Raw genomic sequence first — 17691 nt, forward strand, 5'->3', positions numbered from 1 at the left:
GATGCCCGCACCCGACGGCTACTTTTCCGACGATTCGATGATCCGGCGCGTCATGCGCAAACGGGCGGTCGGACTCACCTACGGGCAGCGCGCGCTGGTCATCGGTGCCGTCCATCCGCTGCTGTACGTCGGCACCGCCGAGAACACCGAGCATCGGACCACGCCCTACACGCGACTCGCCCTCACCGGCAGGCTCTTCGAAGCCGTCTCCCTGGGCAGCAAGGCGGAAGCCGATCGGGCGCGGGCCTTCACGCACAAGAAGCATATGAAGGTCAACGGCGTGCTGCCCGAGGACGCGGGCGAACACCACCCCGCCGGCACCCGGTACTCCGCGCGCGATCCGCAGCTCATGTTCATGACCATGGCCTTCACCTTCGATTCGGCCGAGGTCATGCACGATCTGCTGGTCCGCAGGCTCAATGACAAGGAGCGCGAGGGCCTGTACCAGGACTATGTGCGCTGGGGTGAGCTGTTCGGCATGCCGCGCGACGCCGCGCCCGGCACCTACCGCGAATTCCGCGAGTACTTCGACGGCTACCTCGCCTCCGACGAGCTGTACCTCACCGAAGAAGCCGAACTGGTCGGCTCGTATTTGATGGGCACCCGCATCGCCAACCCCCTGCCCGCCCCGCTCAACCAGGCCCTGAGCAGCTTCTCCCTGCTCGTCCAGGGCAGCCTCCCACCCCGCATCCGCGATATGTACGGCCTGGATTGGGGAATCCGCGAGGAACTCGCCTTCCGCGGCCTCACCCGCGCCATCCGCACCGCGCACTTCGCCCCGCCCCTCATCCCCAACCCGCTGCGCGGCCCCATGACCGGCCCCAGCCACCCCTTCTATCGCATGCTCACCCGGCGCGAACAACAGCTGGTCCACGCCGGACGGCCGAGTATGCCCGGGGTGGATCCGCGCAACTGGGTGGCTCGAAATACGGCCTGAGCGGCATGCGAAGATCGGGGCATGTCGAGTCCTGAGCCGACCGCTGAGCGTAAGCAGCGGGTCCTGTCCGGAATCCAGCCCACCAGCGATTCCTTCCACCTCGGCAACTACCTTGGCGCACTGCAGTATTGGGTGCGCCTGCAGGACGACTTCGACGCCTTCTACTTCATCCCCGACCTGCACGCCATCACCGTGCCGCAGGACCCCAAGGAACTGCGCAAGCGCACCAAGGTCTCGGCCGCCCAGCTGCTCGCGCTCGGCCTGGACCCGAAGAAGTCCACGCTGTTCGTGCAGAGCCAGGTGCCCGAGCACGCCGAACTCGCGTGGGTGCTGAACTGCATCACCGGCTTCGGCGAGGCCGGCCGCATGACCCAGTTCAAGGACAAGTCGGTCAAACAGGGCCAGGACAATGCCACCGTCGGCCTGTTCACCTACCCGGTGCTCATGGCCGCCGACATCCTGCTCTACCGCGCCCAGCTGGTGCCGGTCGGCGAGGATCAGCGCCAGCACCTCGAGCTCACCCGAAACCTGGCGCAGCGCTTCAACACTCGCTACAAGAAGACCTTCGTGGTGCCCGAACCGCATATCGTCACCGGCACCGCCAAGATCTACGACCTGCAGGACCCGACCGCCAAGATGAGCAAGTCCGCCACCAGCGACGCGGGCCTGCTCAACCTGCTCGACGATCCCAAGGTGTCGGCCAAGAAGATCCGCTCCGCGGTCACCGACACCGACCGCGAGATCCGCTACGACCCGGAGACCAAACCGGGCATCAGCAACCTGCTGGTCATCCTCAGCTCGCTCACCGACACCCCGGTCGTCACGCTGGAGCAGGATTACGCCGGTAAGGGTTACGGTGACCTGAAATCCGATACCGCCGACGCGCTCATCGAGTTCGTGACACCGCTGCGCGCGAAGGTGCAAGAATACATGTCTGACCAGGGTGAACTCGATCGCATCCTCGCCGCGGGCGCGGAGCGGGCACGGGAGGTCGCCGGGAAGACTCTCGCGCAGGTGTACGACCGGGTGGGCTTCCTGGCCCGCTGAACCCGGCCGCCGCCGCGCGCCCGAGCGTGCGGAGGTGGCGGTGTTCGGCAGGACGATCGACCGGGCGAAGTCGTGGCTCCGACGGCAGGTCCAGCGTCGGCCCTGGCTCGACCACGTGGTCCGCGCGGCCGGCCGGTACCAGCGGCAGCGCGGCGACTACTACGCCGCGGGCATCACGTATTTCACTGTGCTGTCACTGTTTCCGCTGCTGATGGTGGGCTTCGCGGTGGCGGGCTTCGTACTGTCGCGGAATCCGCACCTGCTCACCGAGATCCAGGACAAGATCGTCAAGAACATCCCCGGCGACGCGGGCGGGTCCATCAACGACCTGATCCACAAGGCGGTGGAATCCCGTGCGGGCGTGGGCACCATCGGCCTGGTGACGGGTGCCTACGCCGGGCTCGGCTGGATCGCGAACCTGCGCGCCGCGCTCACCGAGCAGTGGGCGCAGCCGCCCAAGCCGCGGAACTGGTTCGTCAGCAAGGCCTCCGACCTGCTGGCGCTGATCGGGCTGTTCCTGGCCATCCTGATCTCGATCGGACTGTCGGTGCTGGCCTCCAGCGGAATCATCAGCACGCTGCTGCAGCGTATGCACATTCACGAATCCTCGTGGGTGGAGCCGCTGCTCATGATCGCCTCGCTGCTGCTGGCGATCCTCGCCAACTGGGCCGTCTTCGTCTGGATCATCGCGCGCATGCCGCGGCATCCGGTGACGCTGCGCAGTGCGGCCCGCGCGGCGCTGATCGCGGCGGTGGTCTTCGAACTGTTCAAACAGCTCGCGTCGCTGCTGTTGAAATCGGTGATCAACGGTCCGGCCGGGGTGGTGTTCGGTCCCATCCTCGGCCTCATGGTGTTCAGCTACTTCACCGCGCGGATCATTCTGTTCTCGACGGCGTGGGCGGCCACCGCCAAGGAAAACGAAGTGCCCGAGGACATTCCGCCGCCCGGCCCGGCCGTGATCGAGCCCCGGATGCAAGGCCCGGGACTCACCGCCGGCGCGGGTATGGCCCTGTTCGGTGCGGGCGCGGCGACCGTCGCACTACTGAACTCGCTGCGCCGCCGCGCCTAGCGGATATCAGCGGCGGCGATTGAGCTGTCGCGCGCCCAGCAGCAGGACCAGCACCAGGATCACGCCACCGGCAATGAGGACGAGCCGCAGCGAATCGTGACCCGACTCGGAGTGCGTGGCATCGTCACCGGGGGCGGCTACCGGCGGACTCGCCAGTGCCACCGAGGAATCCGCGGAGTCCGCGGACGGCGCCGCATCCGGCAGGGTGCCGACACTCGCCCCGGCGGGCAGTGCGAAACCCCAGTCCAGCAGGCGCGCCGCCTGTTCCGGCGGGCGGATGGGCAGCACATCGGCCTTCAACAGCGTGATCGACAGCCGATGACCATTGCGTTCCGCGCCCGCCACGAAGGTCTGCCGGGCGTCGTCGGTGTAGCCGGTCTTGCCGCCCAGGGCGCCGTCGTAGTCGTAGAGCAGGCGATTGTCGTTGGCGATCGCGAAGCCCGGGTGATCCTTGTCGTCCGGGTTCTTCGGGTCCGCCGGGTAGCCGGGGAAATCGAACTGCTCGGTGTGAACGATCTTGGCGAATTCCGGGATGGCCAGCGCCTTGTGGAAGAACACCGACAGGTCGTAGGCCGAGGTGCTCATGCCGGGCCCATCCAGTCCGGACGGCGTTGCGGCCCGGGTGTCGAGGGCCTGCAGGCTCTTGGCCAGGTCGTTCATCTTGCCGATGGTGGCCTCGTCACCACCCAGTTGCGTCGCGATGGCGTGCGCCGCATCGTTGCCCGAGGCCATGAGCAGCGCGTGGAACAGCTGATCGTTCGAATACCGTCCGCCGGGCCCGATACCTACCCGGGTGCCGTCCGCGTTCGCGTCGTCCTGGGTGCCGGTGACCACCGTGTCCGGGTTCAGCTGCGGCAGGGCGGTGGCGGCCAGCAGGATCTTGATGCAGGACGCCGGACGATACCGCCCGTGCGGATCCTTGGCGGCCAGCACCTTTCCGGTATCCAGATCCGTCAGCTGCCAGGCCGTGGCCGAAATCTCCGCCGGCAGCGGCGGAGCGCCCGGCGGCAGCACCAATCCGCATCCGCGCATCTGCTTCCCGCCGATCGGCGGATCCGGAATCGGCAGGGCGGCCGGTGCGGTCTCACCGGGCGTCGGCACCTCGGAGGCATCGATGGGTGGCGGGGGACTGTCCCGCTCCGGGCAGTTGTCGGTGTCCGGGGTGGTGAACGGCGTTGTCGTGGTGGACGGTTGCGCCGACGCCGCCGGGAGCGGCGCGAACGCGGTCCCGGTGCACACGGTGAGCCCCGCCGCCACGGCGGTGGCGGCGAGAAGGCCTGCGCGGTGCGAATACCTGCGGATACTCATCGATTTGCACCCTATCGGTGTGCCGGATCCCCCGGCCGCAAGGGGGCTGGATGGCCGGGGGAGAGACACGAGAGTGGCTGGTGGCGGGGCTATTCCGCGGTGTGGGCCACCGGGCAGCCGTGCGCCAGCGGGCCGAGCAGCTTGTTGTTGTCGTAGAAGTGCTCGAGCTCGAGGATGCGGAGGTCCTCGGAGACCTTGGCAATGGTGATGCCGGTCATCTCGATGAGTTCGCCGGTGGGCTGGTGGCCCTTGTACTCACCGGTGTAGCGGCCCCAGTGCCGCCACTTGAAGGTGACGGTCGGCGGGCCGGACAGCACCTCGAGCACCTCCCAGAAGAAGCCGCCCGGGAACGCCGTGTGGAAGATCTTGTGCGAGGACTCGAAGGTCTCGCCCTGCACGTCATAGAACGGGTTCTCACCGATCAGGATGTTGTAGGAGCCGATGCGCGCGAACTCCTCGGCGTCCTGCCACTGGCCGCCGTTCACCCGGCCGCGGTAGTGCTCGGCGACGAGCGAGACCCACTTGGCCGGATCCTTCTTGTGCGAGACCTCCATCTCGAAGACCTTCACGAGCTCTTCGACGATGAACTCGAGCGAGTCCGGTGCGTGATTCGTGGTGCGCTCCACCGGCATTACCACTTTGGAGAGGTGGTAGTCCGGGGCGCCTTCACGCCAGTCCTCGGCCGCGGCGGCGGCGATGACGGCGTCCCGGCCCTGCAGGTGCAGCGGAGCATCGACGGATTCTGCTGCTTCAGTAGTCATTTCATGCCTCATGCGTCCAGACCCGTTGCGGGGTCTTATATCTCGAAAACGGACCGCACGACGGTAGCAGCGAATCCTTACCGGTGCCGCATCAAGTGTTGACATGATCTCCAAAATGGGAGACTCTCTCATTATCGAGTCAATCCCAAATGATTGGATCTGTCATGCAAGCTCCAGGAGTGCGCCGCTGGCTGGCGCTCGGCGCCCTGGCGGTGGCGATGCTCACCATCGGCCTCGACGTCACCGTGCTCACCGTGGCCCTGCCCACCCTCGCCGTCGACCTGCACGCCGGCACCTCCGACCTGCAGTGGTTCAGCAGCGCCTACACCCTCGCGCTGGCCGCCGTCATGCTGCCCGCCGGCGCCCTCGGCGACCGCTACGGACGCAAGAAGTTCCTGCTCGGCGCGCTGCTGCTGTTCGGCGTCGCCTCCGCGATCTGCGCCTTCGCCGGGTCGTCCGGGGAACTGATCGCCGCGCGTGTGGTGCTCGGCATCGCCGCCGCGGTCATGATCCCGCTGTCCATGGCGGTGCTGCCCGCACTCTTCCCCGAACCCGCCGAACGGCAGCGCGCCATCACCATCTGGATCACCTCCACCGCCATCGGCATGCCCCTCGGCCCGATCCTGGGCGGCTGGCTGCTGCAGCACTACTGGTGGGGCTCGGTGTTCCTGATCAACGTGCCACTGGTCATCGTCGGCGCCCTCGCCGTCGGCGCGCTGGTACCGGAATCCCGCAGCGAGCACGCCTTCCGCATCGACCTACCCGGCGTGGCCCTGTCCATTCTCGGAATGCTCGGCATCACTTACGGTTTCATCCGCATCGGCCAGAAGAACTGGGGCGACGTCACCGCCTGGGCGACCATCGCGATCGGCCTCGTCGCCGCCGTGGCATTCGTGCTCTGGCAGCGCCGCAACACCCAGCCGCTGGTGGACCTGAAACTGTTCGCCTCGTCCGGATTCCGCTGGGGCACCATCTATTCCATCATCGTCAACTTCGCGATGTTCGGACTGCTGTTCACCATGCCGCAGTACTTCCAGGCGGTGCTCGGCACCGATGCGCTCGGTAGCGGGCTACGGCTGCTCCCGATGATCGGCGGGCTCGCCGCCGGCACTCGCCTGGTCGACAAACTGCTGGCGAAAGCCGGCATCCGGACCGTGCTGACCACCGGATTCGCCTTGCTGGCAGCCGGACTCGTGCTGGGCGCGCTGATCGGTGCCCACACCTCCTACGGCCTGGCCGCCGCCGCCCTGGTGCTGCTCGGCTTCGGCATGGGATTCGTCATGCCCTCCGCCATGGGACTGGCCATGGGTGACCTCGCCGCCGAACGCGCCGGCTCGGGATCGGCGCTGCTGCAAGCACTCCGGCAGGCCTCCGGCACCATCGGCGTCGCCATCCTCGGCACCGTGCTCGCCACCCAGTACCGATCCAGCCTCGGCGCGGCGAATCACGAGCCCCTCTCCGACGGCGTGAACGCCGGTGTCGCCGTGGCCCGCAAGCTCGGCGATCCGGCTCTGCTCGGCCACGTGCAGTCCGCATTCACCGACGGTATGAGCCTCATGCTGTGGGTGTGCGCCGCCATCGCCGCCGCCGCGGCGGTCCTGGCCGCGACCATGACCCGCGGCGGCCACGCGAGCGACACCCCGGACCGGCCCGCGGATACCCCCGTTCCCGATGCGGGACAATCGGTTCATGTCGGCTGAACCCGAGTCCGCCACGCTCCCGGCCGGGGTGAAACCCACCCCGGCCGGGAGCCTGCGTGAACGCAAGAAGGAACGCACCCGCAAGACGATCCGCACCGAGGCGTTCCGCCTGTTCCGGGAACAGGGGTACGGCGAGACCACGGTGGAACAGATCGCGGCGGCGGCCGACGTCTCGCCCAGTACCTTCTTCCGCTACTTCCCCTCCAAGGAACAGGTCGCCCTCGCCGACGACCTCGACCCCGTCATGATCGCCGCGCTGGAACGGCAGCCACCGGAACTGTCCGTGCTGGCGGCCTTCCGGCAGGCCACCTTCGAGTCCTTCGACCTCCTCACACCCGAGGAGATGGCGTTCGAGAAGCAGCGCGTGGAACTGATCTACTCGGCGCCGGAACTGCGCGGGGCGGTGGCCCGGGAGATGGAACGCGGCATCGACCTGATCGCCCAGCTCGCCGCGCAGCGCACCGGGCGGTCACCCGACGACTTCGAGGTGCGCTGTTTCGCCGGCGCGCTCACCGGGGCGATGTCCGCGTTCGTCGACCGCTACCCGTTCTCCCCGGAGCAGATCATGCGAGTCGTGGAATTCCTGGAAGGCGGCCTGCAGCTCTAAGCGTGTTGCGCGGCAAGCAGGCTCGCGACCGTATCGTCGGTCACGGTGTCGAAGAAGCCGCCCACCACATCCTCGATCTGCGCGACCGAATCGGCGCAGTACAGGATCGGCTGGTAATGCGTGATGTCGTAGGCGATGGTGCCCATATCGTGAATGTCGAGCGGGCGCAGTTCGGCCTGGCGGAACTCCTCGATCTCACCGAACGAGGACAGTAATCCCGCTCCGTAACAACGCACTTCGCCCTGCTCGCGCAGCACACCGAATTCCATCGAGAACCAGAACACATCGGCCAGGAATTTCAGCGCCCGCTCGGTCTCGATCCGGGCCACCGCCGCCCCCACCGTCTCGTAGACGGCGGCGAAACGCGGACTCGCCAATTGATTGGCGTGCCCGAGGATTTCGTGCACGGCATCCGGTTCCGGCGTGTACAGCGGCGCGGAATGATGGCGAATGTACTGGGTGGAGTGGAAGGTTCGGTCCTTGAACGAGCCGAAGAATTCCCGGAGCGGCACCAGGCCGGCCGCGGGGACGTACTGGAATCCGGTGAGCGGCACCAGCTTCGAGGTGACCTCGTCCAATTGCGGAATGTGATCGGAAGGCAGGTCCAGCCTGTCGGCCGCCTCGATCACTTCCCGGGAGGCGTACTTGTCGCGTTTGCGCGCCAGTTCCACCGAGACGATCCGCCATACCTCTTGTTCCTCGGCGGTATAGGCGATCTGCGGAACCGGCCCGCCCGGCCGGAAATCCAAGGCGAGAGCGGCGATTGCGTTGCGGCGCGTGCGGTATTCCGGATCGTGCACCCCGGGATGCTCGGCACTCAGGTGCACGGTCACATCACCGTCGGCGCCCTTGGTCACTGGAGAATACAACTGAGCCTCGGTGAACATACCTCGATGCAATCACCAGACGGACAATTGGACAACAAAAGCCCGTCCAGCTGATCAGATTGACCAGTTGGACGGGCTTTTCGACCTTGATTCAACGCGGAGCGTTCTCCGGATCCAGCAGCGTCGGGGTACGGCCCGCTCGGTGCGCGGCCCGGGCGTCGTCCAGGAATTCCCGGGAGAACAGCGCCGACAGGATGGCGATACCGCCACGGTGGATGCGGAATTCGCTCTTGGCGCTGGCGCCCGTGAGCCGGATGACCCGGCCGGCGGCGTCCTGCGGCCGGGACATGTCCTTGACCTTGCCGCGGCCGGTCCACCGCAGCCCGGTCTGATCGATGACCGCGTCCTCCGGGACCAGCAGCTTGACCATGGCGTGGTCGAGATCGGCGTGCACCACGATCTCGTCGGCGCCCTCGATCCACGGCGAGCGCAGGTCGATGACGACCGAGCCGTAACGGGCCTTGACGTCGAAGTTCTTCTCGTGGGTCCAGTCGCCGAGGCGCTTGGTGGTGCCGTGGTCGGCGTGGATGCGAACGGTGTCGGTGGTGGTGGTCATTGTTCTGGTCCTCTCGGGGCGGTGTGGTCGAGTTCGCCTGCTCCTCAATAGTGGCACACGAACTAGTTTCCACACAACTAGTTCTGTGTAACTAGTTTCAGGACACCTAGTAGGATTGCGGACATGACAGCATCGACGCAGGCCACCGCCTTCAAACGCTCACCACTCGCCATGGCGGTGCTCGGCATCCTGCACCTGGAACCGATGCACCCCTACGCCATCCAGCGCCGCATCAAGGAATGGGGCAAGGACAAGGTCGTCAATGTGGGTCAGCGCGCCCAGCTCTACAAGACGATCACCCGCCTCCAGGAAGCCGGCCTCGTCACCGTCCGCGAAACCGGCCGCGACCAGCAATACCCCGAACGCACCGTCTACGAGATCACCGACGCCGGCCGCACCGCCTGCCTCACCTGGATCAACGAGATGATCAGCACCCCCCGCAACGAATTCCCCGAATTCCCCGCGGCCCTCTCATTCCTCATGCTCCTCGGCCCCGACGCCGCCCGCGCCGAACTGGAACGCCGCGCAATCGCCCTCCGCGCCAACCGCACCGAACTCGAGGAGGGCCTGGCCGGCGCCCACCAGATCAACCTCCCCCGAGTCACCATGCTCGAGGACGAATACCAATTGGCCGTCGTCACCGCCGAATTGAACTGGCTCGAAACAGTTCTCGCCGACCTCACCACCGGCACCCTCACCTGGTCCTGGCAATCCCTCGCCCAATTCCAGAACCGAACCACCGCCTAACTCGCGAGCCGGTACACGGTCCGCTGGCCACGCCCACCGATCTGCTCGACCATCCCCGCATCCCGCAGTTCGGCGAGCGCCTTGCGAATCCCGGACGCCGACAATGAGAGAAGCGGCTGAAGATCCCCAACGCCATGTGGTCCCGTGCTCAGGATCTGGAGGATCTTTTCCTGTGTGGCTGTCGGCTGCCGCTGGTGTGTGGGCCGGGATAGCTCGGGCGGTGTCGACCGCGTCTGTTGTTCGATACCACGGTGAACGCCACCGCGAGAAGAAACCGAGCCTGATTTCAGGACGGCGGTGAACCGGATCCCGGCGTCCGAATATTGGGCAGGTGGCAACCCGGAATCGATCAACGCCTGTGTGATCGTGGGGATCCCGGTGGCGAGGGCTTCGATCACTCGCCCACCGGACTCCGGCGAACGAAGGTACTGGGATATGGTGACCAGCCACATATTCCGCGCTGATGTCACCGCTTCCCGACCCAGCCGATCGACCGTAATGCCGTACAGACCACCGGGATTGGTAACGACCAGTCGATCCTTGCGCAGCCGCACCTCGACGGCCATACCCCGCGACCAGCAGTCGAGATCCCGGTGCAGCAGGGCATTGGCAATCAACTCGCGGAACGCGACGAGTGGATAGGACTGCACGTCCACCACGGTGCCGTCCGGTCGGGTCACGATGGCGGTGTCGAATGTCTGCTCGGCCCATTCCAACGCCGCATCGAGCATGCGAGGGATCGGGCCTGTGATGGTTACCTGGTTGCGCGCGCGAGCGCCCGGCGTGTCGGCTGGTGACGGCTCGGCGGCAGCTTGAATGACCAAGCGCGGGAACCACTGCTGTGGGTACGTGCCGAGCGTGAGCAGCCCGGCAACCGTAGGAATCCCATCTGGAGTGGTCACTCCCGCGCGACGCAGCAGCTCATCTCCGTCGAATCGGCCGAGCCCCCGCCGGTCTCGCAGTCGCACGGTGCGGGCGAAGTCGTCGACCAGGTCATTGTCCAGGTCGTCCCTCGTTGCTCCCACGACCGGTAAGCGGTCGAAATGTGGCGGCTGACGTGATGCGAGAAATGCCTGCTCCTCGAGCTCCGACATCTGGAAGTCGCCGTCGTATCCGCGCAAATAGGCTGCGCCCGTGGCATTTACGCGACACGGCTTGGCGGATGGTGTGCACTCGTGGACGGTGGCGACCACTACCGGCTCGCCATCGACCGTGCTGTCTTCGATGGTGAGTTGTACGGGTGGCGTGAATGCCCGCGCCTTCTTCGCCAGGCTCTGCTTCAGGATCTGTGGATCGGTCAGAGCAACCGGACGGAAGTCGTTCCGTTCGTCGAGCCCCAAGATGATGATGCCGCCGCCGGGGTGGTTCGCCAGAGCGGAGAGCGTGCTCGTCAATGAGCTGGGTAGTCCTCCAGCGGCGGACTTCACCTCGACATTCGTGTAGTCACCACCGGACGATCGCAGTTTCTCGACGAGGTCACGCAGGTCGGGGGCCATTTCGCAAATGCTACTGAAATAACACCAATAATGGGACTGAAATGTCCTCAGCGTTTTGGTGGCATTTCGACTACCACTCTGTCACCGCGCGGCCGGGCGGGCCAGGGCTGCGGTGAGGAGGGCTGTGAGGGTGAGGGTGGGGGCCAGCCACATCGGGGCGGTGGGGGTGAGGTGGTCGGTGGCCAGGCCGCCGAGGAGGGCGCCGGAGGCTATGGCGGCGTTGAAGACTGCGGTGAAGAGGGAGGCTACGGATTCTCGGTGGGTGGGGGCGGCGTCGAAGAGCCAGGTTTGGGTGGCTACCGAGACGCCGCCGTAGGCGAGGCCCCAGAGGATCAGGAGGATTGCGGCCAGGAGGGGGGTGGTGGCGAGGGTGGGGATGGAGAGGACGGTGGCGGCCAGGACTGTTGTGATGACTATGAGGGTGTGGCGGGGGGAGTGGGCGGAGGTGGCGCCGGAGAGGAAATTGCCTGTTATGCCGGCGATTCCGTAGATGAGGAGGAGGGTGCCGATGGTGGTGGGGGTGGCGTGAGAGGTGGATTCCAGGACGGGGCGGATGTAGGTGTAGGCGGCGAAATGGGCCGTGACCAGGAAAGCGATCACCAGTAAGGGGGTGCGGACCGCGGAGGTGGTGGCCAGGGTGAGGATGCCGCGCAAGGGAGTGACGCGTTCGGCGGGGAGACGGGGGAGCAGGGTGGCGAAGGCGAGGGTGATGAGGAGGGCGCAGGCCGCGGTGGCGGTGAAGGCCGCGCGCCAGCCGAGGGCCACCGCGAGATAGGTGCCGGCGGGGACGCCCAGCACCGAGGCGGCCGCTACGCCGCTGAACACCAATGACATTGCCGTGGCGGTCCGGGCGGGCGGGGCGACGCGCATCGCGACACCCGGGGCGAGCGACCAGACGCCGCCCATGGTCAGGCCGATCAGCACGCGGGCCGCGAGCAGACCGGCGAAGGAAGGCGTCACGGCGGCAAGCAGATTCGCGGCGGAGAGCAGCGCCATCAGGGTGGTCAGGATCCAACGGCGGTCGAAACGGGCCAGCCAAGCCGTCAGCAAGGGCGCGGATATCGCCGCCATCAGGCCGGTCACCGTGAGCGACAGGCCGATCGCGCCCTCGGAGACGTGCAGGGCGCGGCTCATCGGCGTGAGGAGACCCACCGGCAGCATCTCCGCGGTCACCACCACGAAGGTGCCGCCCGTCGCGGCGGCGACACCCAGCCAGCCGCGCACGGTCGAACTCTGCGGGCCCGTCGCCGAATCCCGCTGTGGTGGAGTCGAATTCTGCTGTGGACCCGGATTGCCGATCTCGCCGGTCGCTGTCATGTTTTCAGCAAACCGGCGGTGAGCTGCGGGAACAACGACCGAACGCTCATCGTTCGATTAGCTGTACTCATAGATCGGGGTGGGAGCGGAAATGACCGGAGTCGAGATACGGGAGCTGGAGGCCTTTCTGGCGCTCGCCGAGGAACTGCACTTCGGGCGCGCCGCCGCACGCCTCTACCTCACCCAGAGCCGGATCAGTCAGTTGCTGCGCGCGCTGGAACAACGCATCGGCGCCCGCCTGGTGGAACGCACCAGCCGCAGCGTCCGCCTCACCCCGCTCGGCGAACAATTCCTTACCGGTCTGCGGCCGGCCTACACCGCCCTGCACACCGTCCTCGACGATGCGCGCCACGCGGCGCGCGAGCTGAAAGGCGGACTGCGCCTGGGCTTTCAGGGCGTGACCAACGACTACCTGCTGACGGCCCTCGACACCTTCCAACGCCGTTTCCCGGACTGTGTCACGGACCTGGTGGAGGTGCCGCTGTCCGATCCGTTCGGCGCGCTGTATCGCCGCGAGGTCGACGCCGCGGTGGTCCTGCTACCGGTGCACGAGCCGGATCTGATTGTCGGCCCGGTGTTCTCGCGTCAGCCGCCCATGCTGGCGGTTTCCGGCAAGCATCCGCTCGTGGGCCGCGCATCCCTCACCGCGCAGGATCTCACCGACTGCCCCCTGATCGAAGTGGGCGGTCCCGCACCGGATTACTGGACCCGGGCCCAATCCCGCGCCGGCCTTCCATCCGACCCCGGCACCCCGCCGCCCCCGACCGTGGGCACCCTCGCGGAGGGCCTGGCCCTGGTGGCCGCCGACCGCGGCACCATGCTGCTGTGCCGCCCCACCGGCACCTACCACCAGCACCCGGCCGTCACCTACATCCCCGTCACCGGCCTGCGGGATTCGGCGCTGGCCCTGGTCTGGCACCGTGACCGGACCACCGCGCGCATCCGGGCCTTCGCCGAATCCCTCACCACCGCAACGGAATCCGCTGCGGATGAGCCGAGTCAGGGTCAGAAGAACCCGTCGTCGTTGTTGTTGTCGTAGCCGCCGTCGTTGTAGCCGCCGTCGAAATTCTGCTCGTCGCGGTATTCGGCGTTCTCGTAACCGCGTTCGTAGGCGCGCTCTTCGTCACGATTGTCATCGTCGGCGAGCATGTCACCGATCAGCATGCCGCCCACCAGACCCGCAGCGCCCGCGCCGATCACGGCGCCGGTGCTGTGACCCTGGCGGGGCGGCGGGGGAGCGTAACCCGGCTGGGGCGGGTAGCCGGGCTGCGGTGCGTAACCGGGCTGGGCCGGATAGCCGGGGGCCGGGTAGCCGGGCTGCGGGGCATAACCGGGCTGCGGGTAACCCTGCTGCATCGGCTGATAGAAGGGCGGCTGGGTGGTCTGGATGCGCTGCGCGCAGAACTGGCAGACCTCGACCTGGCGAGGTACGCCCCACTGCGGCTGCCACATCGCATTGACGGCGGCGGGGCCGTGGGACGGATCGAAGAAACAGATCACGGGACTTTCCTTCTACTGCGCCCGGAACCATAGGGAGCCGGGCTCGGAGCCTTCCGAAGAGGGAACGCCGGGGGAGCCGGGCTCGGTTCCCGTTCCGGCACCGAGTTCCTCGCCACAGACGAAACGCCGCCCGCATCGAAAGATGCGGGCGGCGTTCGTGTTCAGGTAGCGCGTTATCGGACGAAGAGCAGGGCGCGCTTCACTTCCTGGATGGCCTTGGTGACCTCGATGCCACGCGGGCACGCGTCGGTGCAGTTGAAGGTGGTGCGGCAGCGCCACACACCCTCGACATCGTTGAGGATGTCCAGACGCTCACGCGCGGCTTCGTCCCGGCTGTCGAAGATGAAGCGGTGCGCGTTCACGATCGCGGCCGGCCCGAAGTAGCTGCCGTCACTCCAGTACACGGGGCAGGAGGTGGTGCAGCAGGCGCACAGGATGCACTTGGTGGTGTCATCGAAGCGCGCCCGGTCGTGCTGCGACTGGATGCGCTCGCGGGTCGGCTCGTTGCCGTGCGTGATCAGGTACGGCTTGACCGCCTTGAACGCGTCGAAGAACGGATCCATGTTCACCACGAGATCCTTCTCCACGGGCAGGCCGCGGATCGGCTCGACGGTGACCGTCAGTTCCTTGTCGCCCTTGGGCAGCATGTCCTTCATGAGGATCTTGCAGGCCAGCCGGTTCACGCCGTTGATGCGCATGGCGTCCGAACCACACACGCCGTGCGCGCAGGAACGCCGGAAGGTGAGCGTGCCGTCCAGGTAGGACTTGATGTAGATCAGCACGTTCAGGAACCGGTCGGTCGGCAGCACCGGCACCTTGAACGAATCCCAGTGCTGGCCCTGGCCGTCCTCCGGATTGAACCGGGCGATCTTGACCGTGATGATGGTCGAGCCGTCCGGCACCGGGGCGGGCTTCTGCGGAGTCTCGGCGACAGCAGTCATCAGTACTTACGCTCCATCGGCTCGTAACGGGTCTGCACGACCGGCTTGTAGTCGAGCCGGATATCGGAGACCAGCTCCGGGCTCGTCTTGTACGCCATGGTGTGGCGCATGAAGTTGACGTCGTCGCGGTCCGGGTAGTCCTCGCGCGCGTGGCCGCCGCGAGACTCCTTGCGGTTCAACGCACCCGCGACCGTGACCTCGGCCAGCTCCAGCAGGAAGCCCAGTTCGATGGCCTCCAGCAGGTCGCTGTTGTAGCGCTTGCCCTTGTCGTGCACGGTGATCCGCGAGTACCGCTCCTTGAGCAGCTGCACCTCTTCGAGCATGGACTTCAGCGACTCCTCGGTGCGGTACACACCGGCCTTGTCGTCCATGTTCGCCTGCAGCTCGGCGCGGATGTCCGCGACGCGCTCGTTGCCGTGCTCGGACAGGATCAGCGTCAGCCAGTCCTGCACCATCTGTGTCGGGTTCTCCGGCAGCTCCACGAATTCGGCGCGGGCCGCGTACTCGGCGGCGGCGATGCCCGCGCGCCGGCCGAACACGTTGATGTCCAGCAGCGAGTTGGTGCCGAGCCGGTTCGCGCCGTGCACGGAGACGCAGGCGCATTCGCCGGCGGCGTACAGGCCCGGGACGATCTCGGTGTTGTTGCGCAGCACCTCGCCGCGGATGCGGGTCGGGATGCCGCCCATCACGTAGTGGCAGGTCGGCATGACCGGCACCGGCTCCACGACCGGGTCCACACCCAGGTAGGTGCGGGAGAACTCGGTGATGTCGGGCAGCTTCTCCTCGAGCACGTCCGCACCGAGGTGGGTCACGTCGATGAGCACGTAGTCCTTGTTCGGGCCGGCGCCGCGGCCCTCACGCACCTCGAGCACCATGGAACGCGCGACGATGTCACGCGGCGCCAGGTCCTTGATGGTGGGGGCGTAGCGCTCCATGAAGCGCTCACCGGAGGCATTACGCAGGATGCCGCCCTCGCCACGCACGGCTTCCGAGATCAGAATGCCCAGGCCCGCAAGGCCTGTCGGGTGGAACTGGTGGAACTCCATGTCCTCCAGCGGAAGTCCCTTGCGGAACACGATCGCCATGCCGTCACCGGTGAGGGTGTGGGCATTGGAGGTGGTCTTGTACATGCGGCCCGAACCGCCGGTCGCGAAGATGATCGACTTCGCGTGGAACACGTGCAGTTCACCGGTGGCGAGCTCGTACGCGACGACGCCGGTGGCGACGGGTCCGCGCTCGGTATCGGTGAGAATCAGGTCCAGCACGTAGAACTCGTTGTAGAACTCCACGTCGTGCTTGACGCAGTTCTGGTACAGCGTCTGCAGGATCATGTGACCGGTGCGGTCGGCGGCGTAGCAGGCGCGGCGCACGGGCGCCTTGCCGTGGTCGCGGGTGTGCCCGCCGAAGCGCCGCTGGTCGATCTTGCCTTCCGGCGTGCGGTTGAACGGCAGGCCCATCTTCTCCAGGTCGAGCACGGCGTCGATGGCTTCCTTGGCCATGATCTCCGCGGCGTCCTGGTCGACCAGGTAGTCACCACCCTTGACGGTGTCGAAGGTGTGCCACTCCCAGTTGTCCTCTTCCACGTTCGCGAGGGCGGCGCACATGCCGCCCTGCGCCGCACCCGTGTGGGAGCGGGTCGGGTAGAGCTTGGTCAGCACCGCGGTGCGGACCCGGGGACCGGCCTCGATCGCCGCGCGCATGCCCGCGCCACCGGCGCCGACGATGACGACGTCGTAGCGGTGCTCCTGAATACGACGAGATTCACCCGCGACGTTGATTCGTTCGCTGCGCTCACTCATGCGAGGTGGCCTGTTCCTAACTGATGTTGGGGTCGAAGGTGAAGATGACGTACGTGCCGGTGACCATGATCAGAATCATCGAGACGGCCAGCAGCGTCTTCAGCCAGAAGCGGGTCTGGTCCTTGCGCGCGTAGTCGTCGATGACGGTCCGCAGGCCGTTGCCGCCGTGTAGCTGGGCCAGCCACAGCATGCTGAGGTCCCAGATCTGCCAGAACGGGGAGGCCCAGCGGCCGGCGACGAAGGCGAAGTTGAGGCGGTGCACACCGCCGTCGATCATCAGCATGATCGTCATATGGCCGATGACCAGGACGACCAGCAGCAGACCGGAGAAGCGCATGAACAGCCACGCGTACTTCTCGAAGTTGTTGCCGCCGAGCCGGCGCGGTGCGCGCGGGGCGTCGAGGGAGGCGGGGCGGTCGTAGGACTTGCCGAGAACGGGTGCGGTCATGTCGGCTCTCACTTCGTCAGCAGGTAGAAGAACTGGCGACCGATGCCGGCGCCCGCGACGAGGACCCAGATCGTGAGCACGATCCAGAGCATCTGCCGCTGGTAGCGCGGGCCCTTCGACCAGAAGTCGACGAGGATGATGCGGATGCCGTTGAACGCGTGGAAGAGCACGCAGACGACGAGTCCCATCTCCATGAGGGCGACGAGCGGGTTCTTGTAGGTCTCGATCGCGCGGTCGTAGGTGTCGGGGCTGACCCGCACCAGCGCGGTGTCGAGGACGTGGACGAACAGGAAGAAGAAGATCGTCACGCCGGTGATTCGGTGCAGAGCCCAGGACCACATGCCGGGGTCGCCTCGGTACAGGGTCCGCTTCGGCTTGGCCGGAGCTTCTAGCGTGGTCATAGAGTGCGGTGCCTCCAACGTCGTTGATGGACCCGGTCAGATCCGGCCGCGGAGCCATTGGACTGTCGATAACACCTGCTCACGCGCGTAATCGACGATCCGTGGCAGTGCTGCAGGCCCGCTTTCGGGAACCTGAACCGATCTGAGCTGAACTCTAATCCCCGGGTGTT

General features: G+C 66.7%; 18 protein-coding genes. 7 read left to right on the forward strand and 11 right to left on the reverse strand.

Annotated elements, in window-relative coordinates; all coding sequences use genetic code 11:
* Window position 1 precedes the first annotated feature (1 nt).
* From ACIP5Y_RS44060 to yhjD, 3 genes are read left to right on the forward strand one after another with little or no spacing between them, the layout of a single operon-like run.
* Window positions 2–937, forward strand: a complete 936-nt coding sequence (locus tag ACIP5Y_RS44060) for an oxygenase MpaB family protein (protein ID WP_400359525.1) — start codon at window positions 2–4, stop codon at window positions 935–937.
* A gap of 21 nt (window positions 938–958) precedes the next feature.
* Window positions 959–1984 (forward strand): tryptophan--tRNA ligase, encoded by a 1026-nt coding sequence (trpS, locus tag ACIP5Y_RS44065; protein WP_400359527.1) that lies wholly within the window; start codon window positions 959–961, stop codon window positions 1982–1984.
* Window positions 1985–2024: 40 nt separating this feature from the next.
* A complete protein-coding gene (gene yhjD / locus ACIP5Y_RS44070) occupies window positions 2025–3053 on the forward strand; it encodes an inner membrane protein YhjD (RefSeq protein WP_400359529.1) in 1029 nt (342 codons plus the stop codon).
* A gap of 6 nt (window positions 3054–3059) precedes the next feature.
* Here yhjD and ACIP5Y_RS44075 read toward each other — a convergent pair whose 3' ends face one another.
* A complete protein-coding gene (locus tag ACIP5Y_RS44075) occupies window positions 3060–4361 on the reverse strand; it encodes a D-alanyl-D-alanine carboxypeptidase family protein (protein ID WP_400359530.1) in 1302 nt (433 codons plus the stop codon).
* 89 nt (window positions 4362–4450) lie between these two features.
* Complete coding sequence (locus tag ACIP5Y_RS44080; RefSeq protein ID WP_400359531.1) at window positions 4451–5122, reverse strand: SnoaL-like polyketide cyclase; 672 nt, start codon at window positions 5120–5122, stop codon at window positions 4451–4453.
* A gap of 164 nt (window positions 5123–5286) precedes the next feature.
* On the opposite strand from ACIP5Y_RS44080, the gene ACIP5Y_RS44085 reads away from it, so the two are divergent.
* Together ACIP5Y_RS44085 and ACIP5Y_RS44090 are read left to right on the forward strand one after the other, a co-directional pair.
* Window positions 5287–6822 (forward strand): MFS transporter, encoded by a 1536-nt coding sequence (locus ACIP5Y_RS44085; RefSeq protein ID WP_400359532.1) that lies wholly within the window; start codon window positions 5287–5289, stop codon window positions 6820–6822.
* Window positions 6812–7429, forward strand: coding sequence for a TetR family transcriptional regulator (locus ACIP5Y_RS44090; protein ID WP_400359533.1), 618 nt, complete (start codon window positions 6812–6814; stop codon window positions 7427–7429). The genes ACIP5Y_RS44085 and ACIP5Y_RS44090 overlap by 11 nt, the downstream gene beginning before the upstream one ends.
* Here ACIP5Y_RS44090 and ACIP5Y_RS44095 read toward each other — a convergent pair.
* Both ACIP5Y_RS44095 and ACIP5Y_RS44100 read right to left on the reverse strand, forming a co-directional pair.
* Window positions 7426–8316, reverse strand: coding sequence for a phenylalanine 4-monooxygenase (locus tag ACIP5Y_RS44095; RefSeq protein ID WP_400359535.1), 891 nt, complete (start codon window positions 8314–8316; stop codon window positions 7426–7428). The genes ACIP5Y_RS44090 and ACIP5Y_RS44095 overlap by 4 nt on opposite strands.
* Window positions 8317–8407: 91 nt before the next feature.
* Complete coding sequence (locus ACIP5Y_RS44100) at window positions 8408–8872, reverse strand: hypothetical protein (RefSeq protein WP_400359536.1); 465 nt, start codon at window positions 8870–8872, stop codon at window positions 8408–8410.
* Window positions 8873–8995: 123 nt separating this feature from the next.
* On the opposite strand from ACIP5Y_RS44100, the gene ACIP5Y_RS44105 reads away from it, so the two are divergent.
* The gene (locus ACIP5Y_RS44105) at window positions 8996–9619 is read left to right on the forward strand and encodes a PadR family transcriptional regulator (protein WP_400359537.1); all 624 of its coding nucleotides are present in this window, start codon (window positions 8996–8998) and stop codon (window positions 9617–9619) included.
* Here ACIP5Y_RS44105 and ACIP5Y_RS44110 read toward each other — a convergent pair.
* Entirely contained in the window at window positions 9616–11115 is a 1500-nt protein-coding gene (locus ACIP5Y_RS44110) for an ATP-binding protein (RefSeq protein WP_400359539.1), read from the reverse strand. The two genes, ACIP5Y_RS44105 and ACIP5Y_RS44110, sit on opposite strands and share 4 nt — an antisense overlap.
* Window positions 11116–11196: 81 nt before the next feature.
* Window positions 11197–12432, reverse strand: coding sequence for an MFS transporter (locus ACIP5Y_RS44115; RefSeq protein ID WP_400359541.1), 1236 nt, complete (start codon window positions 12430–12432; stop codon window positions 11197–11199).
* 91 nt (window positions 12433–12523) lie between these two features.
* On the opposite strand from ACIP5Y_RS44115, the gene ACIP5Y_RS44120 reads away from it, so the two are divergent.
* On the forward strand, window positions 12524–13471 hold the full coding sequence (locus tag ACIP5Y_RS44120) for a LysR family transcriptional regulator (RefSeq protein ID WP_400359543.1): 948 nt from the start codon (window positions 12524–12526) through the stop codon (window positions 13469–13471).
* On the opposite strand, the gene ACIP5Y_RS44125 is transcribed toward ACIP5Y_RS44120, so the two are convergent.
* The 5 genes from ACIP5Y_RS44125 to sdhC all read right to left on the reverse strand — a co-directional run bounded on the left by ACIP5Y_RS44125 (window position 13438) and on the right by sdhC (window position 17521).
* Window positions 13438–13932 carry a hypothetical protein gene (locus ACIP5Y_RS44125; protein ID WP_400359545.1) on the reverse strand — a complete coding sequence of 165 codons (495 nt, stop codon included), beginning with the start codon at window positions 13930–13932 and terminating at the stop codon, window positions 13438–13440. The genes ACIP5Y_RS44120 and ACIP5Y_RS44125 overlap by 34 nt on opposite strands.
* Before the next feature lie 173 nt (window positions 13933–14105).
* The gene (locus ACIP5Y_RS44130) at window positions 14106–14873 is read right to left on the reverse strand and encodes a succinate dehydrogenase iron-sulfur subunit (RefSeq protein WP_400359547.1); all 768 of its coding nucleotides are present in this window, start codon (window positions 14871–14873) and stop codon (window positions 14106–14108) included.
* On the reverse strand, window positions 14873–16624 hold the full coding sequence (gene sdhA / locus ACIP5Y_RS44135; RefSeq protein WP_400359795.1) for a succinate dehydrogenase flavoprotein subunit: 1752 nt from the start codon (window positions 16622–16624) through the stop codon (window positions 14873–14875). The genes ACIP5Y_RS44130 and sdhA overlap by 1 nt, the downstream gene beginning before the upstream one ends.
* A 64-nt stretch (window positions 16625–16688) precedes the next feature.
* Window positions 16689–17120, reverse strand: coding sequence for a succinate dehydrogenase hydrophobic membrane anchor subunit (locus ACIP5Y_RS44140; protein WP_400359548.1), 432 nt, complete (start codon window positions 17118–17120; stop codon window positions 16689–16691).
* An 8-nt stretch (window positions 17121–17128) separates the two neighbouring features.
* Window positions 17129–17521 (reverse strand): succinate dehydrogenase, cytochrome b556 subunit, encoded by a 393-nt coding sequence (sdhC, locus tag ACIP5Y_RS44145; protein ID WP_400359550.1) that lies wholly within the window; start codon window positions 17519–17521, stop codon window positions 17129–17131.
* Window positions 17522–17691 lie beyond the last annotated feature (170 nt).

The organism is Nocardia sp. NPDC088792 (assembly GCF_044750615.1).
Taxonomy (GTDB): domain Bacteria; phylum Actinomycetota; class Actinomycetes; order Mycobacteriales; family Mycobacteriaceae; genus Nocardia.